The organism is Frigoribacterium sp. Leaf164, assembly GCF_001423665.1.
Taxonomy (GTDB): domain Bacteria; phylum Actinomycetota; class Actinomycetes; order Actinomycetales; family Microbacteriaceae; genus Frigoribacterium; species Frigoribacterium endophyticum.
The window spans coordinates 953,383-980,095 of record NZ_LMOX01000003.1 but is presented as its reverse complement, the minus strand read 5'-3'; the positions used below and the strand labels follow the sequence as shown (position 1 = coordinate 980,095).

Below are 26,713 nucleotides of genomic sequence, written 5' to 3'. Positions count from 1 at the left end.
GTATGGTCTGCAATGTGCTTCGTGACCTCAATCCCTACAATCCTGGCTCCGGGCTGACGCCACCGGCTCTCGAGGGCCGAGGAGCCGAGATCGACGCCTTCGACTTGCTGGTCGCTAGATCGCATGCTGGCGCCCCGGGTCGAGGCATGGTCCTCCACGGACTGCGAGGTGTCGGCAAGACCGTCCTCCTCAACGCGTTCGCTCGTCACGCCGATGCCCACGGCTGGTTCATCGTGCCCGTCGAGGGTCGTGCGACCAAGGCGGGGCACCTGGCTGCCCGCCAGAAGCTCGTCCGGTCCCTGGGCATGGCGGCGAGGAGGTTCGCCGGTACGGCATCGAGGACCCAGCGGGTCGTCGACGCCCTCCGCTCTGTCACGTCCTTCTCGGTCTCCTTCGGTGGCGCGGCGCTCGAGCTGGGAGTGGAGCCCTTCAAGGGCCGCGCCGACTCGGGGAACATCGACATCGACTTCGAGGAGCTGATGGAGGACCTCGCTCCTGCTCTTCGTGAGCAAGGTGGCGTCTTCGGAGTCTTCATCGATGAGATGCAGGACCTCGACAGTGAGCTGCTGTCGGCGCTCCTCGCCGTGCAGCACAAGGCCGGGCAAGAATCGTGGCCCTTCTACGTCGTGGGGGCCGGCCTGCCCTCGCTGCCCTCGAGCCTGAGTGAGGCCCGTTCGTACGCGGAACGCCTCTTCGATTATCGCCACATCGGTGCACTCGACGTCGTCGCGGCCCGCGCAGCTCTCGAGGTCCCCGCTACTCGCTTGGGAGCCAGCTACTCCGAGGGCGCCGTGCAGGTGCTCCTGTCGGCGTCAGGGGGTTACCCGTACTTCATCCAGACCTTCGGCAAGGCAGCGTGGGAGGCGGGCGAGGGGCGCGTCATCTCCGTCGAGGCCGCTGAGAACGCCGTGACCGAGGGCACCTACTCCCTCGACGTGGGATTCTTCCCTGCCCGATGGGACCGTGCGACGCCAGCGGAGAGGAACTATCTCCGGGGGATGGCCCTCGACGGAGAGTCCGGATCAGCCACGTCAGAGATCGCGGGCAGGTTGGGCAGCCGCCCGTCGTCGCTCACACCGGCTCGTGCCAAATTGATCGAGAAGGGCATCATCTACGCGCCCGAGCGAGGGCGCGTCGCCTTCACTGTCCCAGGCATGGCAGGTTTCATCCACCGCCAGCACGACATCTGGGCGGAGGAATGATGCTCCTCGACACGGCCGAATGGTCACGAACTGCCCCTCTCGTCGCGGGGAGCAGCAGTCCGTGACCACTCGTGTCGGGTGCCGGCGCGTCAGCCCCAGGGGATGACGCCGACGACGACCGCGACGACGAGCATCACGACCGACACCACGGCCGCCCGCCAGAGCACCTTCTTGTGGTGGTCTCCGAGGTTGACGTTCGCGAGGCTGACGAGCAGCAGGATGGCCGGCACGAGCGGGCTCTGCAGGTGCACCGGCTGGCCGATCACCGACGCGCGGGCCATCTCGACGGGCTCGATGCCGAACGCGGAGGCGCTCTCGGCGAGCACGGGGAGGATGCCGAAGTAGAAGGCGTCGTTGCTCATGAAGAAGGTGAGCGGCAGGCTCAGCAGTCCCGTGATGACGGCGAGGTACGGCCCCATCGCGTCGGGGATGACGTCGACGAGCCAGTCGGCCATGGCGCTGACCATGCCGGTGCCGTTCAGCACGCCGATCAGCACGGCCGCGGCGAAGACCATCGAGACGACTCCGACGATGCTCGGCGCGTGGGCGACGATCTCGGCCGTCTGCTGCTTCACCTTCGGGAAGTTGACGAGCAGCGCGATCGCGGAGCCGACCATGAAGACGTAGGCGAGCGGGAAGAGGTCGAGCACGAGCAGCACCATCACGGCGACCGTCAGCACGAGGTTGAACCAGATCAGCCCCGGGCGCAGCGTGTCGCGGGTCGGGTCGAGCATGGTGTCGGCCATCGTGCCGACGCCGGGGGTGCCGTTCTCCGACAGACCCGTGCCGGGGTTGTCGACGGCGCGCTCGCCGGGGGCGTCGGCCCGTGACCCGTCGGCGCGGCCGCCGCGCAGCCCGAGGGCCACGGTCGGGCTGGTGAACATCGACACGCCGCGGCCCTCGGCGACGCCGGCCCCGGCGTTCGCCATCGCCTTCGAGAGGGGCACGGCGACGGCCGCGGTGTCGAGCGAGACGCTTCCGCCGAGGCGCTTCCGCTCACGCAGCCCGAGCAGCCAGGCGAAGGCGAACGCGATGACGAGGCCGGCGACGAGCGACGGCACCAGGGGCACGAAGATCTCCGACGGCGAGACGTTGAGCGCCGCCGCGGCGCGGACGGTCGGCCCGCCCCAGGGCACGATGTTCAGCGTGCCGTTGATCAGGCCGGCGACGCAGGTCAGCACCACCGGGCTCATCCCGAGCCGCAGGTAGATCGGCAGCATGGCCGCCGTCGTCACGATGAAGGTGGTCGAGCCGTCGCCGTCGAGCGAGACGGCGCCGGCCAGCAGGGCGGTGCCGAGCACGACCTTCGCGGGGTCGTTGCCGGTCGCGCGGAGGATGAGCCGCACCAGCGGGTCGAACAGGCCGACGTCGATCATCAGCCCGAAGTACATGATCGCGAACATCAGCAGGGCCGCGGTCGGGGCGAGGTCGCCGACCGCCTCGATCACCATGTCGCCGATGCCGAGCCCCGCGCCGGCGAAGAGGCCGAAGATCGTCGGGACCATGATCAGCGCGAGCATCGGCGAGAGCCGCTTCGTCATGATCAGCACCATGAAGGTGAGGATCATCAGATAGCCGAGCAGTACGAGCATCGGGACTCCTTCGTCCGTGAGCGTGTCGGTGGGCCGGCCCCTCGTCACCGCCCCCGAGGGGGCAGGCCGGTCGGGTGCGCGGCGCGTCCGGGCACGCTAGCGGCCAGGTCGGAGGCGCGTCGCGCTTCTGCGCGTTGGAGCCGTTCCGCACGTTGTCGGCGTTCTGCTCGTTCTGCTCACGCGCCTCCCCGGCCCCGGTTACGCTGACGCTCGTGACCGACGACAGCTCACCCCGGAGCGCCCGCGCCCGACCGCCGCGGCCGCGGCGCCGGTTCGCGACCGAGGTGCTGCTGCTGCAGCTGGCCGTCGTCACCGCCGTCGTGCTGCTCACCACCGCCGTGTTCGTCGGCGTCGCCGTGCAGCGCCTGGCCCACGAGGCCGAGTCGACCGCCCTCGCCGTCGCGCAGAGTGTCGCGGCCGACGGCGACGTGCGCCGCGAGGTCGCCGCCCTCAGCGTCGACGGCACCGCCCTGGACGAGGAGGCGCTCGCCGAGGGCCCGCTGCAGCTCACGGCCTCGTCGGTGCAGCAGCGCACCGGCGCCCTCTTCGTCGTCGTCACCGACGACCGCGGCGTCCGCCTCGCCCACCCCGAGCCCGACCGCATCGGCGAGCGCGTCAGCACGAGCCCCGACGCGGCGCTCCGCGGCGAGGAGACGGTGTCGTGGGAGCGCGGCACGCTCGGCGACTCCGCCCGCGCGAAGGTGCCGGTCTTCGCCCCCGACGCGGCCTCCGGTGAGCGCCCGGTCGTCGTCGGCGAGGTCAGCGTCGGCTACGCCCCCGCCCGCGTGTACGACACCGTCGCGCGCGACTCCCTGCCGGTGGTCGGCGTCGCGGCCCTCGCGCTCCTGCTCGGCGTGGTCGCGTCGGTGCTCATCCGCCGCCGCCTCGACCGCCTGACGCTGGGCCTCCAGCCCGACGACCTCGCGACCCTGGTGCAGAACCAGCAGGCCGTGCTCGGCGGCGTGGGGGAGGGGGTGCTCGCGGTCGACCGGGAGGGCCGCGTCAGCGTCTGCAACGAGCAGGCGGCGCAGCTGCTGGCGCTCGGCTCGGCGGGCGACGACGTCGTGGGGCGCGCGCTCGCGGAGCTGGAGCTGCCGGGGGAGCTGGCCGACCTGCTCGACCCGGCCCGCGCCTCCTCGGGGTCGCCGTCGGCGGGGCCGGCCGGGCCCGCGGGCACGACGCTGGTCGTCGGCCCCCGGGTGCTCATCGTCGACGTGCGTCCGGTGGCCCGCGAGGGCGTCGACCTGGGCCGCGTCGCCGTGCTGCGCGACCGCACGGCCGTCGAGGCGCTGACCCGGCGGCTCGACGCGGTGGGCGCGATGACGACGGCGCTGCGCGCGCAGCGCCACGAGTTCGCGAACCGGCTGCACGCCGTCGCCGGCCTGCTCGAGATCGGGCGGGTGGAGCAGGCGAAGGGCTACCTCGCCGACGTGCTCGAGCACGGGCCGCTGCGCTACCCGGTGAAGCACGCCGACCGGCTCGCCGAGCCGTACCTCCAGGCCTTCGTCGGCGCCAAGGGCGTCGAGGCGGCGGAGCGCGGCGTGCTGCTGCAGCTCGGCCCCGAGACGCTCGTCGCGGGGCAGGTGGTCGAGGCGGGAGACGTGACGACGGTGCTCGGCAACCTGATCGACAACGCGGTGCGCGCCGCCGTCGCGGGCCGCACGACGCCGGCCTGGGTGGAGGTCGAGCTGCTCGACGACGGCCCCGACCTTCACCTCTCGGTGATGGACTCGGGCGACGGGGTCGCTCGGCCCGAGCGGCTCTTCGAGCGCCGCCGCGAGGTGCCCGGCCGCTCTGAGGCCGACGACGGTGGACCCGAGGGAGGCGCGGGGCACGACCCCGTGCACGGCCTCGGCTTCGGGCTGCCCCTGTCGCGCGACACCGCCCGTCGCCGCGGCGGCGACGTCTGGCTCGGCTCGCCCGGCGGCGACGGCCACGGCGCCGTGTTCTGCGCCCGGCTCGTCGGGGCGGTGCAGCCCGCCGGCGCGGTGCCGCCCGCCCCCGCCTCCGCCCCCGGCCGCCCCGACCCCTCCAGGAGCACCTCGTGACCGCCACGCCCGCCTCCCCGCTGACCGTGCTCGTCGTCGACGACGACTTCTGGGTCGCCGACGTGCACCGCGCGAGGGTCGACGCGCAGGACGGCTTCCGGGCCCTGCCCCCGGTCGGCACGGTCGCGGCCGCCCGCCGGGCGCTGGCCGAGCAGCCGGTCGACCTCGTGCTGCTCGACCTCTACCTGCCCGACGGCAGCGGCCTCGACCTGCTGCGCGAGCTCGACGTCGACGCCTTCGTGCTCAGCGCCGCCTCCGACCCGACGACGGTGCGCACCGCCCTCCGCCGCGGGGCGCTCGCCTACCTGATCAAGCCCTTCGCGGCCGAGCTGCTCGACGAGCGGCTGCGGGCCTACCGGCGCTTCGAGCACGTGCTCGACGACCACGGGCCCGAGCAGGGCGGCGGCGCGGCTGGCCGGGGCGCCGGCGAGCGCGGCGGCGTCGACCAGGAGGCGGTCGAGCGCGCGCAGCGCATCCTGCACTCCGGCGACGCGCGGGCGTCGTCGCGGTCGCGCTCGGCGACGGAGCAGGCCGTGCTGGAGGCGGTGGTCGCGTCCGCCGCCGAGCTCAGCGCCGCCGAGGTCGCCGACCAGGTCGGGGTCAGCCGGGCGACCGCCCAGCGGTACCTGGCCTCGCTCGCCGCCGACGGCCACCTCGCCATGCAGCTCCGCTACGGGTCGGCCGGCCGGCCCGAGCACCGCTACCTCCGCGCCTGACCCGACCCGCGCCTCCCGCGCTGCTCGCCTCCCGACCGTCGAGGAGAACCACGTCCTCGCAGACGAACCACGCCGCGGCGTGGTTCGCGTGCGAGGACGTGGTGCGTCGACGCGGAGCCCCCACTCCGGGGGCGTGAGCTTACGCACCCCCGTGCACCGCCGATAGAGCGCCCTGAGCACGGATCGCTCGACACCCCGGCCACGGATCGGCCCCTCGTCTCCCTGACACGGAGACACGAGACCCCTGGAACGTGCATGCCCCTCGAATCCGTGACCCAGGCCGCCCTGCAGAGCGCCCTCGACGGCCTCTCGCTGCGCCAGAAGACCATCGCCGCCAACATCGCGAACGTGAACACCCCCGGCTACCAGGCCAAGCGGGTGGCGTTCGAGGAGGCCCTCGGCCGTTCCGTCTCGCAGGGCAGCGGGGCCGTCGGCGCGACCACGAGCCGGTCGCTCGAGCCGACGCGGCTCGACGGCAACAACGTCAACCTCGACACCGAGACGCTCTCGAACGTCGACACGGTGCTCCGGTACCAGTTCGCCACGCAGGCGATGAACTCCGAGCTGACGGCCGTCCGCGCCGCGTTCCGGACCAACTGATGCCCGCCTTCGACGCGATCGGCATCGCGAGCACCGGCCTCACCGTCCACCGCAAGTGGCTCGACGCCGTCTCCGACAACATCGCCAACGTCAACACCGTCAAGTCGATGGACGACACCGCCTTCCAGGCCCGCTACGTCGAGGTGCAGGAGGGCGCCGGCACCTCCGGCGTCTTCGTCCGTGCCGACCGCTACGGCAGCGAGGCCGGCCGCGTCACGTACCTCCCCGACCACCCCCTGGCCGACGCCGAGGGCTACGTCCGGATGCCCGACATCGACCTCGGCGCCCAGATGGGCGACCTGATCATGGCGCAGCGCGGCTACCAGGCCAACGCCGCTGTCGTCGACCGTGCCAAGACGGCCTACGAGGCCGCACTACAGATCGGACGTGGCTGATGCCTGTCGCAGGGATCCCGGCTCTCGGAGCCGTTCAGCCGACCGGCTACGCCGACGTGTCGTCGCTGATGCAGGCGGGAGGCGCGGGCGGGGCCGGCGGCGTCGCCGACGTGACCGGCGTGGCCGGGGCGCCCACCGCCTCCGGCGCGACCTTCGGCGCGAGCATGGTCGGCGCCGTCGAGGGCCTCCAGCAGCTGCAGGGCGAGGCCAAGACCCTCGCCGTGAAGGCCGTCACGGGCGACCTCACCGACATCCACGACGCCACCATCGCCGCCACGCGCGCCCAGGTCACCCTCGAGCTGGTCAGCGCCGTCCGCAACAAGGCCGTCGACGCCTTCACCGAGATCATGAGGATGCAGGCCTGATGCCCACCGCACTGAAGGGCACGCTCGACAAGCTGCGCGCCACCCTGGCCGGCTTCTCGGTCGCCCAGAAGACCATCGTCGTCATCCTCGTCGCGGCCCTCGCGCTCGGCGCGTTCGCGCTGACGAGCTGGCTGACGAAGCCGACCTACACCCCGCTGTTCAGCGGCATCGACCCCGTCGACGCGAGCGCCATCGTCGAGCAGCTCAAGGCCGACGGCGTGCCGTACCAGCTGACGGCCGGCGGCCAGACGATCCTCGTGCCCGAGGAGAGCGTCTACCAGGAGCGCCTCACCGCGGCAGCGGCGGGCCTGCCGTCGACGAACGGCGAGGGCGGCTACTCGCTGCTCGACACCATGGGCGTCACCTCGTCGGAGTTCCAGCAGGACGTCACCTACAAGCGCGCCATCGAGGGCGAGCTCGCCAAGACGATCATGGCGATGAAGGGCGTGAAGACCGCCAGCGTGCAGCTCGCCGTGCCGGAGGAGAGCGTCTTCGTCTCCGAGCAGAAGGACCCGACGGCCTCCGTCTTCGTCGAGACGCAGGGCGGAGCGACCCTCACCGACCAGCAGGTGCAGGCGATCGTGAACCTGACCAGCGCCTCCGTCGAGGGCATGAAGACCACCGACGTCGCCGTCACCGACGCCTCGGGGGCCGTGCTGTCGCAGATCGGCACCGGGGCCGTGGGAGGCGCGGGCGACCAGGCGGGCGACTACGAGACCAAGGTCCAGTCGTCGGTGCAGGCGATGCTCGACAAGGTGGTGGGCGTCGGCAACTCGTCGGTCGTGGTCGCCGCCGACCTCGACCAGGACGCCGGCACGCGCGTCACCGAGTCGTTCTCGCAGCCCACCACGGGCCCGATCGCGCTCAGCGAGTCGAGCACCACGGAGCAGTACGGAGCGGGAGCCGCCGGGGCCGGCGGCACCGGCGCGACGGGCGTGCTCGGCCCCGACAACATCGCCGTGCCGAACAACACCGCGACCGCGGGCGGCACGGCCGCCGGCGGCGCCGCCGGCGACGACGGCTACGTCAACGAGTCGGCCACGAAGAACAACGCGGTCGACAAGACCACCGAGACGATGAGCGTGCCCTCGGGAGGCGTCAGCCGACAGACCGTCTCGGTCGCCCTCGACGCGAACGCGGCGAAGAACGTCAACCTGCAGAGCATCAACGACCTCGTCACGGCCGCGGCCGGCATCGACGCGGCCCGCGGCGACGACGTGAAGGTCGCCCTGGTCGACTTCGACACCTCGGGTGCCGACGCCGCGAAGGAGGCGCTCGCCGCCGCCGACGCCGCCGCCGCGGACGCCGCCATGTGGAGCACCGTCCGCACGGTCGGCATCGTCAGCGCGATCGCCTTGGCGATCATCGTCGCGATGATCGTCTTCGCGAAGCGCAGCCGCCGCCAGGCCCGGGAGGAGATCGACCTCGGCGAGCTGAGCGCCGGCGCCCCGGCCCAGACCTGGGACGCCACGGTGCCGCTCGACCTCGGCGACGCCGGCGCCTCCGGCCGCCGCATGCTCGGCGACGACGCGCCCACCCAGCTGCTCAGCGTCGACGCCCCCGAGCCCTCGCCCGAGCACGTGTCGGCCGAGCGCAAGCGCGCCGAGATCGACGCCCTCGCCGAGCGCGACCCGGAGAAGACCGCCGAGCTGCTGCGCGGCCTGATGGACCAGCGGGTCGGCTCGTGAGCCTGGTGCCCCTGGCCGGGCTCGGCACCGCCGCACCCGGTGCGGGCGGCGCCCCCCTGACCGGTGCGCAGAAGGTCGCCGTCATCCTCATGCAGATGGAGCAGACGCGCGCCGCCACCGTGATGAAGCAGTTCAGCGAGGAGGAGGCGGAGGAGATCACCGCCGAGATCGTCCGGCTGCGCCGCGTCGACCCCGCGGTGGCCGAGTCGGCCGTCGCGGAGTTCCACGACCTCAGCGTCAGCGGCCGCTACCAGCGCCGCGGCGGCCACGACGTCGCCGTCGGCCTGCTCGAGGCCTCGTTCGGCTCCGAGCGCGCCGCCGGCGTGATGGAGCGCCTGGCCTCGAACGCGATGGGCAAGAGCTTCGAGTTCCTCGACGAGGCCGACCCGGGCCAGGTCATCACCCTGCTCGACGGCGAGCTGCCGCAGACCATCGCCCTCGTGCTCGCGCACCTCCGGCCGCAGCAGGCCTCCGCCGTGCTGGCCGGTCTCGACGTCGAGGTGCGCGCCGACGTCGCCCAGGCCATCGCCACGATGGGCACCGCGACCCCGGAGGCCGTCGGCATCGTCGCGACCACCCTCAAGGTGCGGGCCGGCGCCGTCGTCGCGCCGCGCGAGCAGGTCGAGGTCGTCGGCGGCATCCAGCCCCTGGTCGAGATCATCAACCGCAGCGACAGCGCCACCGAGCGCGCCCTGCTCGACGGCCTCGACGAGCGCGACCCGGCGCTCGCCGAGGAGGTCCGCTCGCGCATGCTCACGTTCGAGGACATCGTCAAGCTCGAGTCGCGCGACATCCAGCAGGTGCTCCGCGGCATCGACGCCGCCGTGCTGGCGACCGCCATGAAGGGCGCGCTCGCCGCCGTCACCGAGGTCATCCGGGGCAACGTCTCCGAGCGCAACCGCGAGCTGCTCGACGACGAGCTGCAGTCGATGGGCCCGGTGCGCAAGTCGCAGGTCGAGGAGGCGCGGGCCGAGGTCGTGCGCGCCATCCGCGAGCTCGAGGCCCAGGGCGCCATCACGGTGCACCGCGCCGACGAGGACGCCCTCGTCGACTANGGGGGCGGGCCCCTCGGGGGCCCGCCCCGGCGCGTAGCCCGGCCGCCCCCCGCGGCGCCCGCCCGCCCTCGGCAGCCCTCTCTCTCAAATTTGAGAGTGATCGGCCGGCGGCGGCCCCGGGATCGCGGCGTCCCCGGTGCTCCGCGCCGGATCCCTCTCGTTCTCCGCCGCCGGCCGGCGGCCCGGCCCCCCTTCGGGGCGAGCGCTAACGCCCCCCGCGCGACCGCCGAGAGTCGCAGCTGAGCACGGATCGCTCACCTCCCTGGCCACGGATCGGCCGCACTCCCCACCGTCGAACGGCTGCTCTGTGCTCGATCCCGTGATGTCCCGACCGGACGCCCCGTCAGCCCAGGACGCCTTCTCGCGCCTCGTGTACCCGTCGCTCACCGGTGCCCGTGCGACCGACCAGGCCGACCCCGACGTCGAGCGCCGCACGCGCGCCGAGGCCTCGGGCCACGCCGCGGGCTACGCCGCCGGGCTCCGGGCCGCCGACCGTGAGCTGACGGCCCGTCGAGCCGTGCTCGAGGCCGAGCACGCGGACGCGCTGGCGCGCCTGCAGGAGGCGACCGCCGCCTCCCTCACTGCCCTGGCGGCCGCCGGCCGCGCCCTCGAGGAGCGCGTCGTGCCCGTGCTGCACGAGGCCGAGGAGGCGCTGGTCGCGACCGCGCTGGACCTCGCCTCCGCGGTGGTCGGCTACGAGGTCGCCGCCTCCGAGCGCTCGCGCGACGGCGACCCGCGCGGGGGCCGCACGGCCCGCGCCGCCCTCGCCCGGGCCCTCGACGGCCTCGACCCCTCCGTCGTCGTGCGGGTGCGCCTGCACCCGGCCGACGCCTCCCTCGTCGCCGACGCCGCCCGCTCGGCCGGCGTCGAGGTCGTCGCCGACCCGTCGCTCCGCCCCGGCGACGCCGAGGCCGACCTGCCCACCGGCCTGGTCGACGCCCGGCTGTCGACGGCGCTCGGCCGGGCACGCACGGCCCTGCTCGGCGACGGCGACGAGGTGGCCTCGTGACGCTCACCGCGACTCCCCTCGACCTCTCCGCCGAGCGCACCGGCGACCCGTTCGCCGCCCACCTCGGCGCGATCGTCGCGGCCGCCCGCGTCGCCGCCCTCCCGCAGCGCGTGGGGCGCGTCGTCAGCGCCGTGGGCCTAGGCATCACCGTCCAGGGGCTCGACGCCGCCGTGGGCGACGTCGTCACCGTCGGCGACTCCGCCGGCCCCGGCGCTCCCGGCGCCACCCTCGCGGAGGTCGTCGCGACCACCCCCGAGGGCCTCCGCTGCATGCCGCTCGGTCGACTGACCGGCGTCACCGCGGGCACGCCCGCCCGCTCCACGGGCCGCCCGCTGCTCGTGCCGACCGGCGCCGGCCTCTTCGGCCGCGTGCTCGACGGCCTCGGCCGCCCGATCGACGGCAAGGGCCCGCTGCGCCGCCCCGACGGCCGTCCGGTCGACCTCGTCGGCCTGCACCACGAGACCCCCTCCGCCATGCACCGGGCCCGCATCGACACGCCCCTGCAGCTCGGCGTGCGCGTGCTCGACACCCTCACCACCGTCGGCCGCGGCCAGCGCGTCGGGCTCTTCGCGGGCTCGGGCGTCGGCAAGTCGTCGCTGCTCTCGATGATCGCCCGCGGCACGGACGCCCAGGTCAGCGTCGTCGCCCTCGTCGGCGAGCGCGGCAGGGAGGTGCGGGAGTTCCTCGAGGACGACCTCGGGCCCGAGGGCCTCGCGCGCTCCATCGTCGTCGTCTCGACCAGCGACGAGCCGGCCCTGATGCGCCTGCGCGCCGCGTTCGTCGCGACCCGCATCGCGGAGTCGTTCCGCGACGAGGGCGCCGACGTCGTGCTGATGATGGACTCGCTGACCCGCGTGGCCATGGCGCAGCGCGAGATCGGCCTCTCGGTGGGCGAGCCCCCGGCCACCCGCGGCTACCCGCCGTCGACCTTCTCGGTGCTCGCCGAGCTGCTCGAGCGCGCCGGCACCGACCGCGTCGGCTCCGTGACGGGCCTCTACACGGTGCTCGTCGACGGCGACGACCACAACGAGCCGATCGCCGACGCCGCGCGGAGCATCCTCGACGGGCACGTCGTGCTCGACCGGAAGCTCGCGGTGACCGGCCACTTCCCGTCCGTCGACGCCCTCGGCTCGGTCTCGCGCGTCGCCTCGAAGGTCACCACTCCGGCCCAGCGCGCCGCGGCGACGAGCCTCCGCAAGGTCATGGCCGCCCGCCGTGCCGCGCAGGACCTGCTCGACGTGGGCGCGTACCAGCGCGGCACGAACCCGCTCGTCGACGCGGCCGTCGACCACCAGGGCTCCATCGACGCCTTCCTCCAGCAGGCCATGGACGACCAGGCCCCCTCGGCCGAGTCGTGGGGACGCCTGGCCCAGCTCACCGCTCGACTCGGAGGTGCCTGATGGCCCGCTCCTTCTCCCTCGCGGGCCTGCTCCGGCTCCGCCACGCGCAGCAGGACATCGCGGCCGGCCGCCTCGCCGACGCGAACGGCCGCCTGCGGACGGCCGCCGACGCGCGGCTCGCGGCGCGGCGCACGCTCGACGACGGCCCCGTGGCCATCACCGACGCGGCCATGCTCAGCGCGGTCGCCGCGTCGCGCGCCTCGACCCGGGGCATGCTCGCCGAGCTCGACGCCGTCACGCAGCGCCGCCAGGCCGAGGCCGCCGAGGCCCAGGCCGCGTTCGGCGAGGCCCGCCGCGCCGCCATCGGGCTCGAGAAGCTGGAGGAGAAGCACGCGGTGCTCTCCGCCGCCGAGGACCTGCACGACGAGCAGGTCGCCCTCGACGAGATCGCGACGCAGTCGTGGGCCCCGCCCGCCCCGACCGCGGCGCCGGCACCGGGCGCCGGCACCGCGACTCCCTCGCCCTTCCCGCCTTCCCCCTCGACCCCTCCCGGAGGACGCTCGTGAGCCCCGTGACCGAGGTCCTGTCACGCATCCAGGACATCCAGAGCCAGATCGCCCAGCTCCGCACCGGCGGGGCGGCCGCGCTGCTCGGCGGCGCCGCCGCCGCCAGCACCGGCACCGGCACGTCCGCCGCGTCCGCCGGCGCCTTCGCCGACGCGCTCGCCGGCACCGGGGCGACACCGGCCGCCTCCTCGGCCGCCGGTGCGGGCTCGCTCTCGACCACCGCCTCCGTCGACGCCGTGAAGGGCGCCGTGGCCTCGGGCAGCGGGGCGACCGGCCCCGACGTCGTCGAGACCGCGAAGAAGTACCTGGGCGTGCCCTACGTGTTCGGCGGCGAGGACGCGAGCGGCATGGACTGCTCCGGGCTCGTGCAGCGCGTGTTCGCCGACCTCGGGGTCGCCATGCCCCGCGTCGTGCCCGATCAGGCCGACATGGGCGCCGAGGTGCCGTCGCTCGCCGAGGCGAAGCCGGGCGACCTGCTCGTGCCGAAGGGCGAGGGGCACATCGTGATCTACCTCGGCGACGGCAAGGTGCTGCACGCCCCGCGCCCCGGCAAGGACGTGCAGATCGTGAACAACTGGTACAAGGACTCGGACCTCGCGACCATCCGCCGCGTCGTGCCCGCGACGGCGGGCACCGCGCCGGTGTCGTCGGTCGGCGCCGCGGCGGCCGCCGCCGGCTCCGTGCAGAACGTCGACCTGATGACCGCGCAGCTGCAGCAGCTGATGCGGTCGGGAGCGACCTCGTGAGCGGGCTGCGCACGCTGCCGTCCGCGCCGCCGGCGCCGTCGGCGCTGCCCGCGTCGGGTCGCGCCGCCGGGCTCGGCTCGGGCGCCGTCCCCTCCTCGGGCGCGGCTGCGCTCGGGGCCTTCGGCGCGGCGATGAGCTCGGCGCGCGACGCCGGCTCGTCGCGCGACGCTGGCTCGGCGCGCGACGCCGGCTCGGCGCGCGACGCCGGGTCGTCGCGTGACGCCGGCGCCGCCCGTGACGTCGTCGCCACCCGGGCGGCCGCCGCCCGGCTGACCCGCGAGGCCGTGGGGGAGTCGCGGGTCCAGCCGCACCCCGCTCGCCCCGTCGGCGCGGACGACCGTGCCTCTGCCCCGACGCGCGTCGGCGACGCCCCCGGCACGGGCGCGACGCCCGCCGGGGTCGCTGATCCACTCCGGAGTGGAGCAGCGCGGAGCGAGACCGCTCCCGCGGCGGACGACGCGGCCGCGGCCGTCGTCGATCCCGCGTCCGGCACCGCCGTCTCCGCCACGTCAGATGCGACGTCCGCCGCCGTCGTCCCGGCTGCGTCGGGTCCGCTCCCGACGGCCGTCCTCGCCGCGACCGCGCCGTGGCTCGGCACCGCTCCGACGATGGTCGAGACGCCGACGACCGAGGCCCTTCCGACCACGACCACGACCACGGATCGCGTGACCGCCGCCGTCGACCCCGCCGCAGTCGTCGGTTCGCCGGTGGCCGGGGTGCTGCCCGGCACGTCGTCCGGCGCCGCGGCGGTCCTCGCCTCGGCGACGGCGAGCCTGCCCCCGACGTCGACGGGCACCGGCCCAGTCGTCCCCGGCACCTCCCGTGCGCACGGTAGCGCCGCGGGTGCCCTCGGCGACGTGAGCGGCGTCGCCTCCCCGGCCGCCGCCTCCGTCGCCTCTCCCGCCACCTCCGCACCGACCACGTCGACCCCGGCCCTGCCGGGTCCCGTCGCGCCGTCGCCCGCCGCCCCGTCCACGGGCAGTGCCGCCTCGCCCGTGGCCCCGGCGCCGGCCCCCGCCGTGCCCGCCGGCGACCCCACGGCCGCGGGCGGTCCCGTCGGAGCGACGACCGCCTCCGCGCCCGTCGTCGTGACGTCGACGACGCCCGACCTCGGGACCCTCGTGGCGGCCCCGGCCGGCCCTGCCGCGTCGAGCTCCGCCACGGGCAGCACGGCCGCCACGGGCTCCGCGCCCGGCGCGGCGGCGGCCGCCCCGACCCCCGCCGACCCCGGCCCCGCCGCCCTCCTCGCCGTGCCGGTCGTGGCCCCCGCCTCCGGCCCGAGCGCGACCGCGGCGGCCACGCCCGCCCCGGCCGCGGCCCCGTCGGCCCCGGCGCCCTCCCTCACCCCGCAGCTGCACCGGCCGCTCTTCTCGCTGGCCGCCGCCGGCCCCGGCACCCACGTCGTGACCGTCAGCGTCAGCCCGGAGGCCCTCGGGCCCGTGACCGTCCGTGCCCACGTGGGCGCGCACGGCATGCACGTCGAGATGTTCGCGGCGTCCGACGCCGGGCGCGAGGCGGTCCGGGCGATCCTGCCCGACCTGCGCCGTGACCTCGGCGGGTCGGGGGTGCAGGCGAGCATCGACCTCTCCGGCCAGAACGCCCCCTCCGACGACCGGGGCGCGGCCGCGGGCACCGGCGATCGCGACGGCCGGGGCGACGGCGCCGCCGGGCGGGCGCCCGACGACGAGCGGCTGCGGCGCTCCGGCACCGGCCTCGGGGCCGCCGCCCGCGCGGACGGCGTGCACCGCGCCTCCTCGGGGCCCGTCACCTCGCTCGACGTGCTCGCCTGACCGATCGCGCCCGCCGCCTCCCCTCGACCTCACGACCCCGACCAGGAAGTCCCGTCACATGCCCTCGATCGACCAGATCTCCGGAACCGTCGACCCGGCCACGCAGGCCGCCGCGATGGCCGCCGCCAGCGCCGGCCGCGCCCCGAAGCAGACCATGGACAGCGAGATCTTCATGAAGCTGCTCGTCACGCAGCTGAAGAACCAGGACCCGTCGTCGCCGATGGACACGAACGCGATGATCTCGCAGACCACCCAGCTCGCGATGATGGAGCAGGTCACGAACCAGACCACCACCGCGAACGAGGGCTTCTCGCTGCAGATGCGCATCGCGGCCTCGAACCTCGTCGGCCAGCAGGTCAGCTACACCGGAGCCGACGGCAAGAGCATCACCGGCACCGCGACCAGCGTCTCCTTCGCCGACTCGGTGCCCAAGGTCACCGTCGCCGGCAAGGAGGTCGCCCTCGACCTCATCTCGGGCATCACCGCGCCGACCTCCCCGACCGCTCCCACCGCCCCGTAGCTCCCCGCACCACACCGGCTGCAGGACGCGACCGGTCTCCCCGCGCAGGACGCGCCTCCCTCATGCTCCCTGAAAGGCAGCTGCCATGCTCCGCTCCCTCTACTCCGGCATCTCGGGCCTCCGTTCGCACCAGACGATGCTCGACGTGACCGGCAACAACATCGCCAACGTCAACACCGCGGGCTTCAAGGCCTCGACCACGCAGTTCCAGGACACCCTGTCGCAGATGACCCAGGGCGCCGGCGGGCCGCAGACCGGCATCGGCGGCACCAACCCCGCCCAGGTCGGCCTCGGCGTGCAGGTCGCGGGCATCTCGACCAACTTCGCGCAGGGCTCGGCCCAGGCCACCGGCAAGGCGACCGACCTGATGATCTCGGGCGACGGCTTCTTCGTCACCCGCCTCGGCAACGACACCCTCTACACGCGCGCCGGCGCCTTCGACTTCGACGCCGACGGCCGCCTCGTGTCGGCCGACGGCAAGATCGTGCAGGGCTACTCGGCCGCGGACGGCGTCGTCAACGACGGCGGCGCCATCGGCGACATCACGCTGCCCCTCAACGGCGCGGCCCCCGCCACGGCGACCACCGCCGCGAACGTGGCCGGCAACCTCCCCTCCGAGACCGCCGTCGGCTCGACGCTCACGCGCGACACGAAGGTGTACGACGCCTTCGGCACGGAGAAGACCCTGACGCTGTCGTTCACGCGCACGGCGGGCGGCTGGAACGTCGTCGGCACCGACGGCTCGGGCGCGGGCGGCAACACGACCCTCGCCTTCCAGGACGGCGCGCAGGTCGGCGCCGGCTCGATGGTCGTCGACGGCATCACCGTCGACCTGTCGAAGATCACCGGCTTCGCGCAGCTCAACACCGTCGCGGTCACCGACCAGAACGGCCGCGAGGCGGGCACGCTGCAGGGCTTCACCCTCTCGAAGGACGGCACGCTGGTCGGCCAGTTCAGCAACGGCGAGTCGCTCGCCCTCGGCCGCATCGCGCTCGCCACCTTCACCAACCCCGGCGGCCTCGAGAAGGCGGGGGCGTCGGGCTACCGCGCCACGGCCAACTCGGGCGGCGCCGCGCTCGGCATCCCCGGCTCGCCCGGTGTCGGCTCGCTCTCGAGCGGCACGCTCGAGATGAGCAACGTCGACCTCTCGCAGGAGTTCACCAACCTGATCGTCGCGCAGCGCGGCTTCCAGGCGAACGCCCGCATCATCACCACCTCCGACGAGGTGCTGCAGGAGCTCACGAACCTCAAGCGCTAGCTCGACGCGCGCCGCGCCGCGCCTGCTCGGCCCGGACGAACCCCGTTCCGTTCACTGCACCCCGTTCTCCCGGGGTTCGGTGAACGGAACGGGGTTCTTCGCCGCACGGCGGCGGGCACGCGCCGAGTGGTCACGATCTGCGGTCCGAGAGGCCGGCGAGCAGCAGATCGCGACCACTCGACGCCCCGACGAGCGGGGTACGCGGGAGCGGGCCTCCCAGGGCCCGGTGCGTAGACAAGGGAGATGAGCACCGGGACGGAGGCGCACCGCACGCCGCCCGCCCCCCGTCCCGGCCCAGGCCCAGGCCTCAGCCTCGACGCCGCTCCGGAGGCCCCGCCCGCGCCAGCTGCCAGCGCCCTCGCGACGGCCCTCCGCCTCCTCGCCGTCTACGCCCTCGCGCGCCTGCTCAGCACCGTGCTGCTCGGGGCGACCTACGCCCTGACCGCGACCTCGAACTGGGCGCAGCACGACGGTGGCCCCGGCTTCGCCGGCTACCTCTCGTCGTGGGATGCCCGGTTCTACGCCGAGATCTCCGAGCGCGGCTACCCGTCCGAGCTCCCGCGGAACGACGACGGCCAGGTCGTCAAGAACGCCTGGGCGTTCATGCCGCTGTTCCCCGCGGTCGTGAAGCTCGTGGCGCCGGTCGTCGGCGGCAGCTGGCTTGTCGGCGCTCTCGTCGTCGCGACGCTCGCCGGGGCGGGCGCGACGCTGGTGCTCCACCGGCTGATGCTGCGGCGCTTCGGGGCCCGCGCCTCCTTCTGGGGCGCCGTCTTCTTCACGGTCTCGCCGATGTCGTTCGTGCTGCAGGTGCCCTACGCCGAGAGCCTGTTCCTGCTGCTGATGTTCGCGGCGCTGCTCGCGATGACGGCCCGGCGGTGGCTCTGGTTCGCGGTCTTCGGGGTGCTGGCGGCGTTCGCGCACCCGGGGGCCCTCGCGCTGTCGGCGGCGCTCGGCCTGACCTGGCTCGTGCGGCTCGTGCGCCGCGAGCGGGAGCCGGTCGCCGAGCACGTGCGCATCTGGGCGGCGGGCCTCGTCGTCACGGCGGCCGGCTTCGCCTGGCCGGTCGTCGTCGCGCTCGTCACGGGCGAGCGCGACGGCTACTTCGCCACGGAGTCGTCGTGGTGGCGCGACTACATCGGGTCGGACGGCTTCGTGCCGTTCACGCCGTGGTTCCGGTTCGGGGCGGCGATGGGCGGGTGGCTCGGGGTGGTCGCCGCGGCGGTGCTGATCGCCGTCCTGGCCGTCGGGCTCGTGCGGCGGTCGGGTCGCCTGGGGCTCGAGCTGCAGACGTACACGATCGGCTACGTCGCCTACCTGGTGGCGGTGTTCCTGCCGCAGCAGAGCAGCTTCCGCATGCTGCTGCCGCTGTCGCCGCTCTTCGCCGACGCGCAGCTGTCGGCTACGAGGAGGCGCGTGGTCGTCACGATCGTCGCCAGCGTCGTGCTCCAGGCCGTCGCGGTCGTGCTCCTCTGGACGCTCTGGGCGCCCTAGGGCGCGAGGGTGCCCCGCGGCTCACGTCCGCCCGAGGTACCGCCCCTGCTTGTGGTTCAGCGCGAGCACGAGGTTGAGCACGACGGCGCCCGCGGCCGAGACGAGCACGACCCAGGGGGAGACGACGGTCAGCGAGAACAGCACGATGGCGACGTCGATCACCATCTGCACGTAGCCCGCGCGCCAGCCGACCTTCTCCTGGAGGATCAGCGCGAGGATGTTGATGCCGCCGAGGCTCGCCCCGTGGCGGAAGAGGATGAGCAGGCCGACGCCCACGAGCAGGTTGCCGCCGAGGGTGCCGTAGACGGGGTTCAGCTCGTCGATGCCGAGGGCGACCGGGTGCAGGTACGAGAAGGCCGAGACCATCGCGACGGTCATCACGGTGCGGAGCGTGAAGCCCACGCCCTTCTTCCAGAGCGCGAGGGCGAAGAACGGCACGTTGACGAGCAGGAAGAGCAGCCCGAACGACAGGCCGGTCGCGTAGCTGACCAGCAGGGCGAGGCCTGCGGTGCCGCCCGAGACCGAGCCGCTCTCCTTCAGCAGGAACAGCCCGAAGGAGGCGATGAAGACGCCCGTCACCACCCCCATCACGTTCTCGGCGAGCGTGTGCTTGTTGGCGTCGACCGTCACGGAGTTCTCGGTGAGGGCCGGGTCGTCGACGAGCGGGGTCGCCGTGTCGGGCGACAGCGCGGCGTCCGGCCCGGTCGACTCGGGCGTCGACCAGGTCGGCGTCGCACCGGTGGGCGTGGTCGCGCCGTCGGCAGCGGCAGCGGTCTCGGCGGTGGGGGAGGAGGGACGGGCGACAGGGGTGGCGTCGCGCGTGCCGTCGTTCGCGGGGGTGTCGGTCACCGGGACATCCTGCCAGCCCGCCCGCGCCTGCTCGCCCTCGCCCGGGTGGTCGCTCGGCTGAGGGCGTGCGTCGTTCTGCGTGAGCGCCCTCAGTCGCGCGTGAGCAGGGAGTTGACGTAACGGTTGAGGCTGACGCCCTGACGAGCTGCGGCGATGGTCAAGCCGCGGTGCACGTCCGGCGTCGTCCTCAGACGGAACTCGCCGCTGAAGCGTCGCTCTCCGAACGGTGTCGGGACGTCTTCGCCGGAGGCGACGAGATCGTCGACGACGTCGGCCACGAGGCCGCGGAGCCCGGTCAGGGCTGCGTCCTGGTCGGCGTCGAGCCACGAGAGCGACGGGAACTCCGCCACCGTGGCGGCGTACTCCTGGTCCTCCGCAGACCAGGCCACCGCGTAGCTGTAGTGCCGCACCTCGGGGGTGTCGAGAACGATGCTCATCGTGACTCCATCTCGTCGATCGCTGCGAGTACCTGCTTGACCTTCGGCACCACTAGGCAAGGATCGCGATGACGGCGATCACCCCGAGGACCACGGGAGTCGCGATCAGCGCCACGAGGGCGGGGCGGTGCAGCAGGGCGGGCACCGACCCCGGTGCCATGCCGTGCGCCTCCTTCCCCGTGAGGCGCTGCTCGGCCGGCACGACCGTGACGCCCGCGCGGGTGGCGACGTCGCCCAGCACCGCGCCGTCGAAGTAGGCGCCGCTGAGGCCGACGCGTTCGCCGGCGGGGCCGACGACCCCCAGCCACGGGATGCCCTGGACGCCCTGGGTCATCACGCAGAGCAGGCCGCGCTGCCGCCCGTCGAGCGCCACCGTGCTCGTGCGGCCGAGACGGCGGTAGCTCACCGACGTCGGCGTGACCGTGACCGTGGCGGTCCGCAGGAACACCGCGAAGCCGACCCCGGCCACGGCGAGGGCGACCACCACGGCGACGAGGCCCGACGGGCCCGAGCGCACCGCCACGAACAGCATCGCGGCCCCGAAGATGAGGGCACGCGTCTTCGCCGAGACCCAGAACGCCGCCCAGGTCGGCCGGTGCACGACGACGTCGGGCGTCGCTCCGGGAGTGAGGGGCGCGGGGGAGGGGTGCGAGTGGCTCAAGGCTGCCTTCTTCCGAGGGGTCACGACTGATATGTGCCACACACCATACCGATCGGTCGGTCTCCGCCGCGACCGCGGGCATCGAGGTGCCCCGTCCTGGGCCCGCGACGCCTCGGAGGGCCCAGGACGGGGCACCTCGACGAGGCGACGCGGCGACGCGCCGACGCGCCGCTCGCGGCGCGCGTCCGCCGAAGTGCGGACACCGCGGTGGCCGCCGCCTAACGGCGGCCCGCCCCCGGCCGATAGTCCCCCCTGAGCAGCTCAGGACGAGCGCTCGCTCGCCCCACGGACGGTGGCGGGAGAACACAGACCTAGGACGGGCCGATGATCGTCGTCACGCGACTCAACGACAGCAGATTCGCTGTCAACCCAGACTTGATCGAGCGGATCCACGAGACGCCCGACACGACGCTGATCATGGTCGACGGGGCGAAGTACATCGTCACCGAGCCCATGGCCGAGGTGATCGAGATGATCGCCCGCTACCGCGCCCGCATCGTCGCCATCGCCTACGACGAGCCGCACGCCGCCGCCCCCGCGACGCAGCCCCTCGGCTCGCGCACGTCGACCGGCCCGCAGCTCGGCATCGTCCGCGGCTCGAGCGGCTCCGGCCTCGTCTCGCCCTTCCCGACGACCGCGACCGCGACGGCCACCGCCGCCGCGACTCCCACCGCCGCCCCCGCGACCACCACCCTGGAGCGTTGACGTGGACCCCGCGACGATAATCGGCATCCTGCTCGCCTTCGGCGCCCTCTTCGGCATGATCAAGCTCGAGGGCGTCCACGTCGAGGGCCTGCTGCTGCCGGCGCCGATGCTCCTCGTCTTCGGCGCCACCATCGCGGTCGGCATCGCCGGCACGACGATCAAGGACGCGCTGCTCAGCTTCAAGAAGATCCCGCACGCGTTCACCGGCAAGGTGATCCCGCCGCAGTCGGTCATCGACGAGATCGTGGCGCTCGCCGAGAAGGCGCGCAGCGAGGGCCTGCTCTCGCTCGAGGCCGAGGCCGAGAAGTCGACCGACCAGTTCATGAAGGGCGCGCTGCAGAACATCGCCGACGGCACCGACGGCGAGGAGCTCCGCATCCTGCTCGAGGACGAGATGGAGTCCCGTCTCGCCGCCGACCGCACCGCGAGCAAGTTCTTCAACAGCCTCGGCGGCTACGCCCCGACCGTCGGCATCATCGGCACCGTCGTCAGCCTCACCCACGTGCTCGAGAACCTGGCGTCGCCCGACGAGCTCGGCCCGCTGATCGCGGCCGCCTTCGTCGCGACCCTCTGGGGCCTCCTCAGCGCGAACTTCCTCTGGCTGCCGTTCGCCGGCCGCCTGAAGAAGCTCGCCGACCTCGACGAGGCGCGCATGACGCTGCTGATCGAGGGCGTCCTGGCCGTCCAGGCGGGCAGCCAGCCGCGCCTCCTCGGCGAGCGCCTCAAGGCCATGGTGCCGACCCACGCGCTGACCGACGCCAAGGGCAAGGGCGGCGCCAAGGGGGCGAAGGCGAAGGCCGGCGCCGACGACCAGGGGCTCGCGGCGTGAGCGGCAGCCGCGGCGGGCGGAAGAAGAAGGCCCACGCCGAGGAGGAGCACCCCGACGAGCGCTGGCTCGCCTCGTACATGGACATGGTCACCGTGCTGATGTGCATGTTCATCGTGCTGTTCGCGATGTCGAGCGTCGACCAGGACAAGTACATCGCGCTCCGCAACTCGCTCGCGACGGGCTTCGGCCAGACCGACGTCGGCAAGGTCGACAGCGCCTCGGGCACCGTGGTGCCGGCGAGTGACGTGACGGAGGAGGGCGAGGGCTACTCCGAGGGCGACGAGACCGACATGAGCAAGGCGGCAGCGTCGGGCGAGGCCCAGACCGCCGAGCAGGCGGCCGCGGCGCAGGCCCTGGCGCAGTCCGAGCTCGACGACCTGACCGCCATCAAGGAGGCCATCGCCGGCAACCTCGAGGGCTCCGGCCTCAGCGCCGACGTGCAGTTCGCGACCGACGCCCGCGGCCTGACCGTGCGGCTCGTCGGCTCCGAGACGTTCTTCGGCACGAACAGCGCCGACCTCAGCGGCGAGGCGACCCGGGTGATGGACGCGATCGCGCCCGTGCTCCGCGACAGCTCGCACGACGTCTCGGTCGAGGGGCACGCCGACCAGCGCAGCTCGACGGCGCCGTTCGCCACGAACTGGGAGCTCTCGTCGGCCCGGGCGACGCAGGTGCTCCGCGACCTCGTCGAGCGCGGCGGCCTGCCGGTCGAGCACGCCCAGGCCGTCGGCTTCGGCTCGTCGCGCCCGCTCGTGCAGGGCAGCACCGACGCCGACCTCGCGGCGAACCGCCGGGTCGACATCGTCGTGCTCTCCAACCAGAGCGACGACGTCAGCGCCCTGCTGCCGAAGCTCGAGCAGGCGGCCGAGGCAGCGGGAGGCGCGGTGACCGCGGGCAGGAACCCCGAGCCGGTCGCGCCCGCGGCCCCCGCGGAGGCCGCCGCGGCCCCGACGGAGAAGAAGGACGAGAAGAAGTCCGAGAAGAGCGAGAAGAAGGAGGAGTCGCACGACGAGGGGGCCCAGTCCGGGGGTCACTGACGACGCACCTCTAACGCGGTGACGGCACGGGCCGATAGGTCCGTCCGTGACCCTCCTCGACCCCGCCGTGACGAGCGCGCCCGCGTCGGCGCCCGCCGACCCCGCGCCCGCCGCCGGGCCGGTCGCCCGGTCGGCGCGCCAGGTCGAGGTCTACGACTTCCGCCGCCCGACGACGCTCGCCCGCGAGCACTCGCGGGTGCTCGAGCTCGCCTTCGACACCTTCGCGCGCCAGTGGGGCACGCAGCTGACCGCCAAGGTCCGCGTGCTCTCGCAGGTCACCTGCGAGCACGTGCAGATGCTGACCTACGACGAGTACGCCTCGTCGCTGCCGGCCACGACGGCGATGGTGCTCTGCCCGCTCGAGGGCGTCGGCCCCAAGGCGGTCGTGCAGTTCCCGACCTCGGCCGCCCTCGGCTGGGTCAGCCACATGCTCGGCGCCTCGAAGCCGCACGCGATGCCCGACCGCACCTTCTCGCCCGTCGAGCAGGCCCTCGTGCGCCGCCTGATGGAGGACGCGCTCGACGACCTCCGCTACTCGTTCGGCTCGCTGCTGGTCGACGCGGTCTCGGTCGGCGGCTTCCAGTACAACTCGCAGTTCGCCCAGGCGGCGCAGAAGTCCGACCTGATGATCGTCGCGACGTTCGAGATCCGCGTCGGCGAGCGCACCGCCCTCGGCACCGTGGCCATCCCGGCCGAGGTGCTGCTGCCCCAGCTCGGCGAGTCGAACCCGACGGTCGGCGCCGCGGACGCCCGTCGCCTGCTCGGCGCGCAGCTGGCCGCCGTGCCGGTGGGCGTCGCGCTCCAGCTGGCCCCCGCCTCCGTCCGCCCCGGCGTCGTGCTGGGCCTCGCCGTCGGCGACCTGCTGCCCCTGCCGCACCCGCGCTCGCGACCGCTCGAGATCACCGTCGACGGCCAGTCCGTCGGCCGTGCCGCCGTCGGGGCCAACGGCTCCCGCCTCGCGGGCATCGTCGTCTCCACCTCCCTGACCGGCACCGAAGAAGGAACCTCATGACCGGCACGACCATCACCCTGCACACCGCCGCGGCGGAGGCGCTCGTCTCCGTGCTGCCGACGCCGTCGCCGCTCCGTGCCGTGCCGCTCGAGGCCGTCGTCGCCCAGGGCCGCCGCACGGCCGCGTCGAGCGTCGTCATGACCTCGTTCGTCGGCGCCGTCTCGGCCGACACCGCGCTCGTGCTCGTCGACATGGAGCAGCTGACCGCCGCCGCCGGCACCGACTCGCCCCTCGTCTCCGTCGGCGACGTGCTCCGCCCCGCCCTCGAGGCCGCCACCGGCGTGCTCGGCGTGGGCGTGCTCGGCGAGAGCCGCCGCGAGCCCGCCGACGCGCTCCTCGCCGACCCCGACACGGTGGTCTTCGACCTGACCGCCGCGGGGCAGCCCGCCGGCTGGTTCGCGATCCGCATCCGCGAAGGCGGCACCGTGGGGTCGAGCCCGGCCCGCGCCTCCTCGTCGCCCCTGTTCGACTCCGTCGCCGGCAACCTCGGCCGCATCAACAACGTCGAGATGGCCCTCACGGTCGAGATCGGCCGCACCCGCATGTCGGTGCGCGACGTGCTCGGCCTCGAGCCCGGCGCCGTCATCGAGCTCGACCGCTCGGCCGGCGCCCCCGCCGACGTGCTGCTCAACGGCCGCCTGATCGCGCACGGCGAGGTCGTCGTCGTCGACCAGGACTACGCCGTCCGCATCACCAAGATCCTCGACGTCGCCGACGGCCTGGTCTGACCGGTGGACACGCTCTTCGTCGCGCTGCGCGTCGCCCTCTCGCTGGGCGTCGTGCTCGCCCTGCTGTGGGTGCTGCAGAAGCGCCTCGTCAAGGGCGTCCGGGGCTCCGGCAAGTCGGCCGCCCCGGTCACCGTCGTCGCCCGTCAGGGCCTCGGCGCCAAGGCCAGCGTCGTCGTCGTCGACGTCGAGGGCGAGCGCCTCGTGCTCGGCGTCACCGAGTCGTCGGTCACGGTCCTCTCGGCCGCCGAGGTGCCCGGCCCCGCGCCGCTGGCGCTGGTGCCGGCCCCGGTCGCGCCCGTGACGGCCCCGCAGGAGGCGCGGGTCACCCCGATCGCCCCCCTCACCGCCCCGGCCCCCGCCGTGGTGCCCGCGCCCGCGCCCATGTCGTTCGAGGCCGTCCTCGCCACCCAGCCCCCGCTGCCCGTGGCCGCCGTCCCGGCCGCGTCGGCCGCCGCCGCCGCCGCACAGGCCCCCGTCGCCGTCGCCCCGGCCCCCGAGCTCCTCCGCCCCCGCGGCGCCGCCCGCCGCGCCGCGACCGTCGCCTCCGCGTCGGCCACCGCCGCCCGCGCCCCGCGCGACCCGCGAGAGCGCCGCCGCGGCCGTGCCTCGACCCCGCTCGAGGGCTCGATCCTCGCCCCCGGCACGTGGCGCCAGGCGGCCGCGGCCCTGCGGGCCGGACGCGCCGGATGACCCGCGCCTCCCTCGCCCGCCCGACCCGCGCCTCCTTCGGCTCCGCGCTCGTCGCGCGGGTCGCCCCGACGCTGCGCGACGGCCTGCGCGGCCGTGCGCTCGCCGGGGGCCCCACCCGCCGCAGCAGCTTCGTCTCGATCGACGCCGCCCCCGTGCGCTTCGCCGACACCCGCCTCGCCCGCACGGTCGTCGTCGGCCTGCTGGCGATGGTCGTGGCCTCGGCCCTGCTGATGCTGATCGGCCAGAGCGCCAGCGCCGCCCCGGCGCCCGCCCCCGTCTCGCCGGTGGCGCCGGTCGACCCGACCGCGCCCGCCGTCGGCAGCACCGACGGCACCGCCGGCACGACCCCCACCGACTACACCGACACCGACCAGACCGTCACCGACGGCACCGGCACGGGCGGCCTCGACATCGACATCACCGGCCCCGACGGCACGCCCAGCCAGGCGGTCGTCACGCTGATCGGCATCACGCTGCTGAGCGTGGCCCCGGCGCTGCTGCTGATGATGACGTCGTTCACGAAGATCTTCGTCGTGCTGGCGATGACCCGCAACGCGCTCGCGCTGCCGTCGATCCCGCCGAACCAGGTGCTCGCGGGCCTCGCGCTCTTCCTGAGCCTGTTCATCATGGCGCCGATCCTGGGGCACATCAACGACGACGCCGTGCAGCCCTACCTCTCGGGCCAGCTCGACCTGCAGGGCGCGATCGACGCCGGCTCGGCGCCGCTCCGCGAGTTCATGCTGGCGCACACCCGCGAGGAGGACCTCGCGCTGATGACCCGCTCGGCCGACCAGCCGAACCCCGCCGACCAGACCGACGTGCCGATGCTCACGCTCATCCCGTCGTTCATGATCAGCGAGCTGCGCGCCGCCTTCATCATCGGCTTCGTCATCTTCATCCCCTTCCTCGTCATCGACCTCGTCGTCAGCGCCGCGCTGATGTCGATGGGCATGATGATGCTCCCGCCGGTGATGATCTCGCTCCCCTTCAAGATCCTGCTGTTCGTGCTCGTCGACGGCTGGGGCCTCATCATCACGAGCCTGATCGAGAGCTACCAGGTGGGCAGCTGATGGACTCCAACGCCGTCCTCGACCTGTCGATGCAGGCGCTGATCATCACGGGCAAGCTCGCCGCCCCCGTGCTGATCACCTCCCTCGTCGTCGGCTTCGCGATCTCGCTCCTGCAGTCGATCACCCAGATCCAGGAGGTCACCCTCTCGTTCGTGCCGAAGGCCGTGGCGGTGGGAGTCGCCCTCATCGTCTGCGGGCACTGGATGATCTCCGAGATGGTCTCGTTCACGACGGCCGTCTTCGACCGCATCCCGCAGCTCCTCAGCGGCGGCTAGGCCCGACCGTGACCCTCGACCTCAGCTGGCTGGAGGCCA

At 74.1% G+C, this 26,713-nt stretch carries 27 protein-coding genes and 1 pseudogene; 24 read left to right on the top strand and 4 right to left on the bottom strand.

Annotated features, from left to right (window positions below):
• The first annotated feature begins 14 nt into the window (after nt 1-14).
• Nucleotides 15-1,202 (top strand): ATP-binding protein, encoded by a 1,188-nt coding sequence (locus ASF82_RS12530; RefSeq protein WP_235491281.1) that lies wholly within the window; start codon nt 15-17, stop codon nt 1,200-1,202.
• 89 nt (nt 1,203-1,291) lie between these two features.
• Here the strand turns inward: ASF82_RS12530 and ASF82_RS12525 are convergent, their stop codons facing one another.
• Nucleotides 1,292-2,794: a CitMHS family transporter gene (locus ASF82_RS12525; RefSeq protein WP_056057525.1), complete on the bottom strand. Its 1,503-nt coding sequence runs from the start codon at nt 2,792-2,794 to the stop codon at nt 1,292-1,294.
• Nucleotides 2,795-3,006: 212 nt separating this feature from the next.
• On the opposite strand from ASF82_RS12525, the gene ASF82_RS12520 reads away from it, so the two are divergent.
• From ASF82_RS12520 to ASF82_RS12450, 15 genes and pseudogenes are all read left to right on the top strand, one after another.
• The gene (locus ASF82_RS12520) at nt 3,007-4,842 is read left to right on the top strand and encodes a sensor histidine kinase (RefSeq protein WP_056057522.1); all 1,836 of its coding nucleotides are present in this window, start codon (nt 3,007-3,009) and stop codon (nt 4,840-4,842) included.
• A complete protein-coding gene (locus ASF82_RS12515; protein WP_235491280.1) occupies nt 4,839-5,558 on the top strand; it encodes a response regulator in 720 nt (239 codons plus the stop codon). The genes ASF82_RS12520 and ASF82_RS12515 overlap by 4 nt, the downstream gene beginning before the upstream one ends.
• 255 nt (nt 5,559-5,813) lie before the next feature.
• Entirely contained in the window at nt 5,814-6,158 is a 345-nt protein-coding gene (flgB, locus tag ASF82_RS12510) for a flagellar basal body rod protein FlgB (protein WP_056057519.1), read from the top strand.
• Nucleotides 6,158-6,553, top strand: coding sequence for a flagellar basal body rod protein FlgC (locus tag ASF82_RS12505; RefSeq protein WP_056057516.1), 396 nt, complete (start codon nt 6,158-6,160; stop codon nt 6,551-6,553). The genes flgB and ASF82_RS12505 overlap by 1 nt, the downstream gene beginning before the upstream one ends.
• On the top strand, nt 6,553-6,918 hold the full coding sequence (gene fliE / locus ASF82_RS12500) for a flagellar hook-basal body complex protein FliE (RefSeq protein ID WP_056057513.1): 366 nt from the start codon (nt 6,553-6,555) through the stop codon (nt 6,916-6,918). Before ASF82_RS12505 ends, fliE begins: the two co-directional genes overlap by 1 nt.
• The gene (gene fliF / locus ASF82_RS12495; protein ID WP_056057509.1) at nt 6,918-8,606 is read left to right on the top strand and encodes a flagellar basal-body MS-ring/collar protein FliF; all 1,689 of its coding nucleotides are present in this window, start codon (nt 6,918-6,920) and stop codon (nt 8,604-8,606) included. Before fliE ends, fliF begins: the two co-directional genes overlap by 1 nt.
• Before the next feature lie 11 nt (nt 8,607-8,617).
• Nucleotides 8,618-9,660: pseudogene (gene fliG, locus ASF82_RS12490) on the top strand (flagellar motor switch protein FliG); the annotation flags it as partial.
• A gap of 323 nt (nt 9,661-9,983) precedes the next feature.
• Nucleotides 9,984-10,670, top strand: a complete 687-nt coding sequence (locus ASF82_RS12485; protein WP_156370131.1) for a FliH/SctL family protein — start codon at nt 9,984-9,986, stop codon at nt 10,668-10,670.
• Nucleotides 10,671-10,741: 71 nt separating this feature from the next.
• Nucleotides 10,742-12,070, top strand: a complete 1,329-nt coding sequence (locus tag ASF82_RS12480; protein ID WP_056059126.1) for a FliI/YscN family ATPase — start codon at nt 10,742-10,744, stop codon at nt 12,068-12,070.
• Complete coding sequence (locus ASF82_RS12475) at nt 12,070-12,576, top strand: flagellar export protein FliJ (RefSeq protein ID WP_200932002.1); 507 nt, start codon at nt 12,070-12,072, stop codon at nt 12,574-12,576. The genes ASF82_RS12480 and ASF82_RS12475 overlap by 1 nt, the downstream gene beginning before the upstream one ends.
• On the top strand, nt 12,573-13,322 hold the full coding sequence (locus ASF82_RS12470; RefSeq protein ID WP_235491279.1) for a C40 family peptidase: 750 nt from the start codon (nt 12,573-12,575) through the stop codon (nt 13,320-13,322). Before ASF82_RS12475 ends, ASF82_RS12470 begins: the two co-directional genes overlap by 4 nt.
• Nucleotides 13,319-15,112, top strand: a complete 1,794-nt coding sequence (locus ASF82_RS12465; protein ID WP_056057501.1) for a flagellar hook-length control protein FliK — start codon at nt 13,319-13,321, stop codon at nt 15,110-15,112. Before ASF82_RS12470 ends, ASF82_RS12465 begins: the two co-directional genes overlap by 4 nt.
• A 58-nt stretch (nt 15,113-15,170) precedes the next feature.
• Nucleotides 15,171-15,632, top strand: coding sequence for a flagellar hook assembly protein FlgD (locus tag ASF82_RS12460; protein ID WP_056057499.1), 462 nt, complete (start codon nt 15,171-15,173; stop codon nt 15,630-15,632).
• An 85-nt stretch (nt 15,633-15,717) separates the two neighbouring features.
• On the top strand, nt 15,718-16,890 hold the full coding sequence (locus tag ASF82_RS12455; protein WP_056057496.1) for a flagellar hook protein FlgE: 1,173 nt from the start codon (nt 15,718-15,720) through the stop codon (nt 16,888-16,890).
• Nucleotides 16,891-17,133: 243 nt separating this feature from the next.
• Entirely contained in the window at nt 17,134-18,381 is a 1,248-nt protein-coding gene (locus tag ASF82_RS12450; RefSeq protein WP_056057494.1) for a mannosyltransferase family protein, read from the top strand.
• Between the two features lie 21 nt (nt 18,382-18,402).
• Here ASF82_RS12450 and ASF82_RS12445 read toward each other — a convergent pair whose 3' ends face one another.
• The 3 genes from ASF82_RS12445 to ASF82_RS12435 all read right to left on the bottom strand — a co-directional run bounded on the left by ASF82_RS12445 (nt 18,403) and on the right by ASF82_RS12435 (nt 20,328).
• Nucleotides 18,403-19,230 (bottom strand): YitT family protein, encoded by an 828-nt coding sequence (locus ASF82_RS12445; RefSeq protein ID WP_369814277.1) that lies wholly within the window; start codon nt 19,228-19,230, stop codon nt 18,403-18,405.
• An 89-nt stretch (nt 19,231-19,319) separates the two neighbouring features.
• A complete protein-coding gene (locus ASF82_RS12440; protein ID WP_056057490.1) occupies nt 19,320-19,667 on the bottom strand; it encodes a type II toxin-antitoxin system HicB family antitoxin in 348 nt (115 codons plus the stop codon).
• 52 nt (nt 19,668-19,719) lie between these two features.
• A complete protein-coding gene (locus ASF82_RS12435; RefSeq protein ID WP_156370129.1) occupies nt 19,720-20,328 on the bottom strand; it encodes a hypothetical protein in 609 nt (202 codons plus the stop codon).
• Nucleotides 20,329-20,652: 324 nt separating this feature from the next.
• Between ASF82_RS12435 and ASF82_RS15320 the strand changes: the two genes are divergently transcribed.
• From ASF82_RS15320 to fliQ, 8 genes are all read left to right on the top strand, one after another.
• Nucleotides 20,653-21,033 carry a flagellar FlbD family protein gene (locus ASF82_RS15320; RefSeq protein WP_082514614.1) on the top strand — a complete coding sequence of 127 codons (381 nt, stop codon included), beginning with the start codon at nt 20,653-20,655 and terminating at the stop codon, nt 21,031-21,033.
• A 1-nt stretch (nt 21,034) separates the two neighbouring features.
• Nucleotides 21,035-21,862: a motility protein A gene (locus tag ASF82_RS12425; protein ID WP_056057484.1), complete on the top strand. Its 828-nt coding sequence runs from the start codon at nt 21,035-21,037 to the stop codon at nt 21,860-21,862.
• Nucleotides 21,859-22,899, top strand: a complete 1,041-nt coding sequence (locus tag ASF82_RS12420) for a flagellar motor protein MotB (RefSeq protein ID WP_082514613.1) — start codon at nt 21,859-21,861, stop codon at nt 22,897-22,899. The genes ASF82_RS12425 and ASF82_RS12420 overlap by 4 nt, the downstream gene beginning before the upstream one ends.
• Nucleotides 22,900-22,945: 46 nt before the next feature.
• Nucleotides 22,946-23,911 carry a flagellar motor switch protein FliM gene (locus ASF82_RS12415; RefSeq protein WP_235491278.1) on the top strand — a complete coding sequence of 322 codons (966 nt, stop codon included), beginning with the start codon at nt 22,946-22,948 and terminating at the stop codon, nt 23,909-23,911.
• On the top strand, nt 23,908-24,639 hold the full coding sequence (gene fliN, locus ASF82_RS12410) for a flagellar motor switch protein FliN (protein WP_056057482.1): 732 nt from the start codon (nt 23,908-23,910) through the stop codon (nt 24,637-24,639). Before ASF82_RS12415 ends, fliN begins: the two co-directional genes overlap by 4 nt.
• 3 nt (nt 24,640-24,642) lie before the next feature.
• Complete coding sequence (locus tag ASF82_RS16190) at nt 24,643-25,329, top strand: flagellar biosynthetic protein FliO (protein ID WP_056057477.1); 687 nt, start codon at nt 24,643-24,645, stop codon at nt 25,327-25,329.
• Between the two features lie 206 nt (nt 25,330-25,535).
• A complete protein-coding gene (fliP, locus tag ASF82_RS12400) occupies nt 25,536-26,399 on the top strand; it encodes a flagellar type III secretion system pore protein FliP (RefSeq protein WP_235491331.1) in 864 nt (287 codons plus the stop codon).
• A complete protein-coding gene (fliQ, locus tag ASF82_RS12395) occupies nt 26,399-26,674 on the top strand; it encodes a flagellar biosynthesis protein FliQ (RefSeq protein WP_056057474.1) in 276 nt (91 codons plus the stop codon). The genes fliP and fliQ overlap by 1 nt, the downstream gene beginning before the upstream one ends.
• Nucleotides 26,675-26,713: the final 39 nt, after the last annotated feature.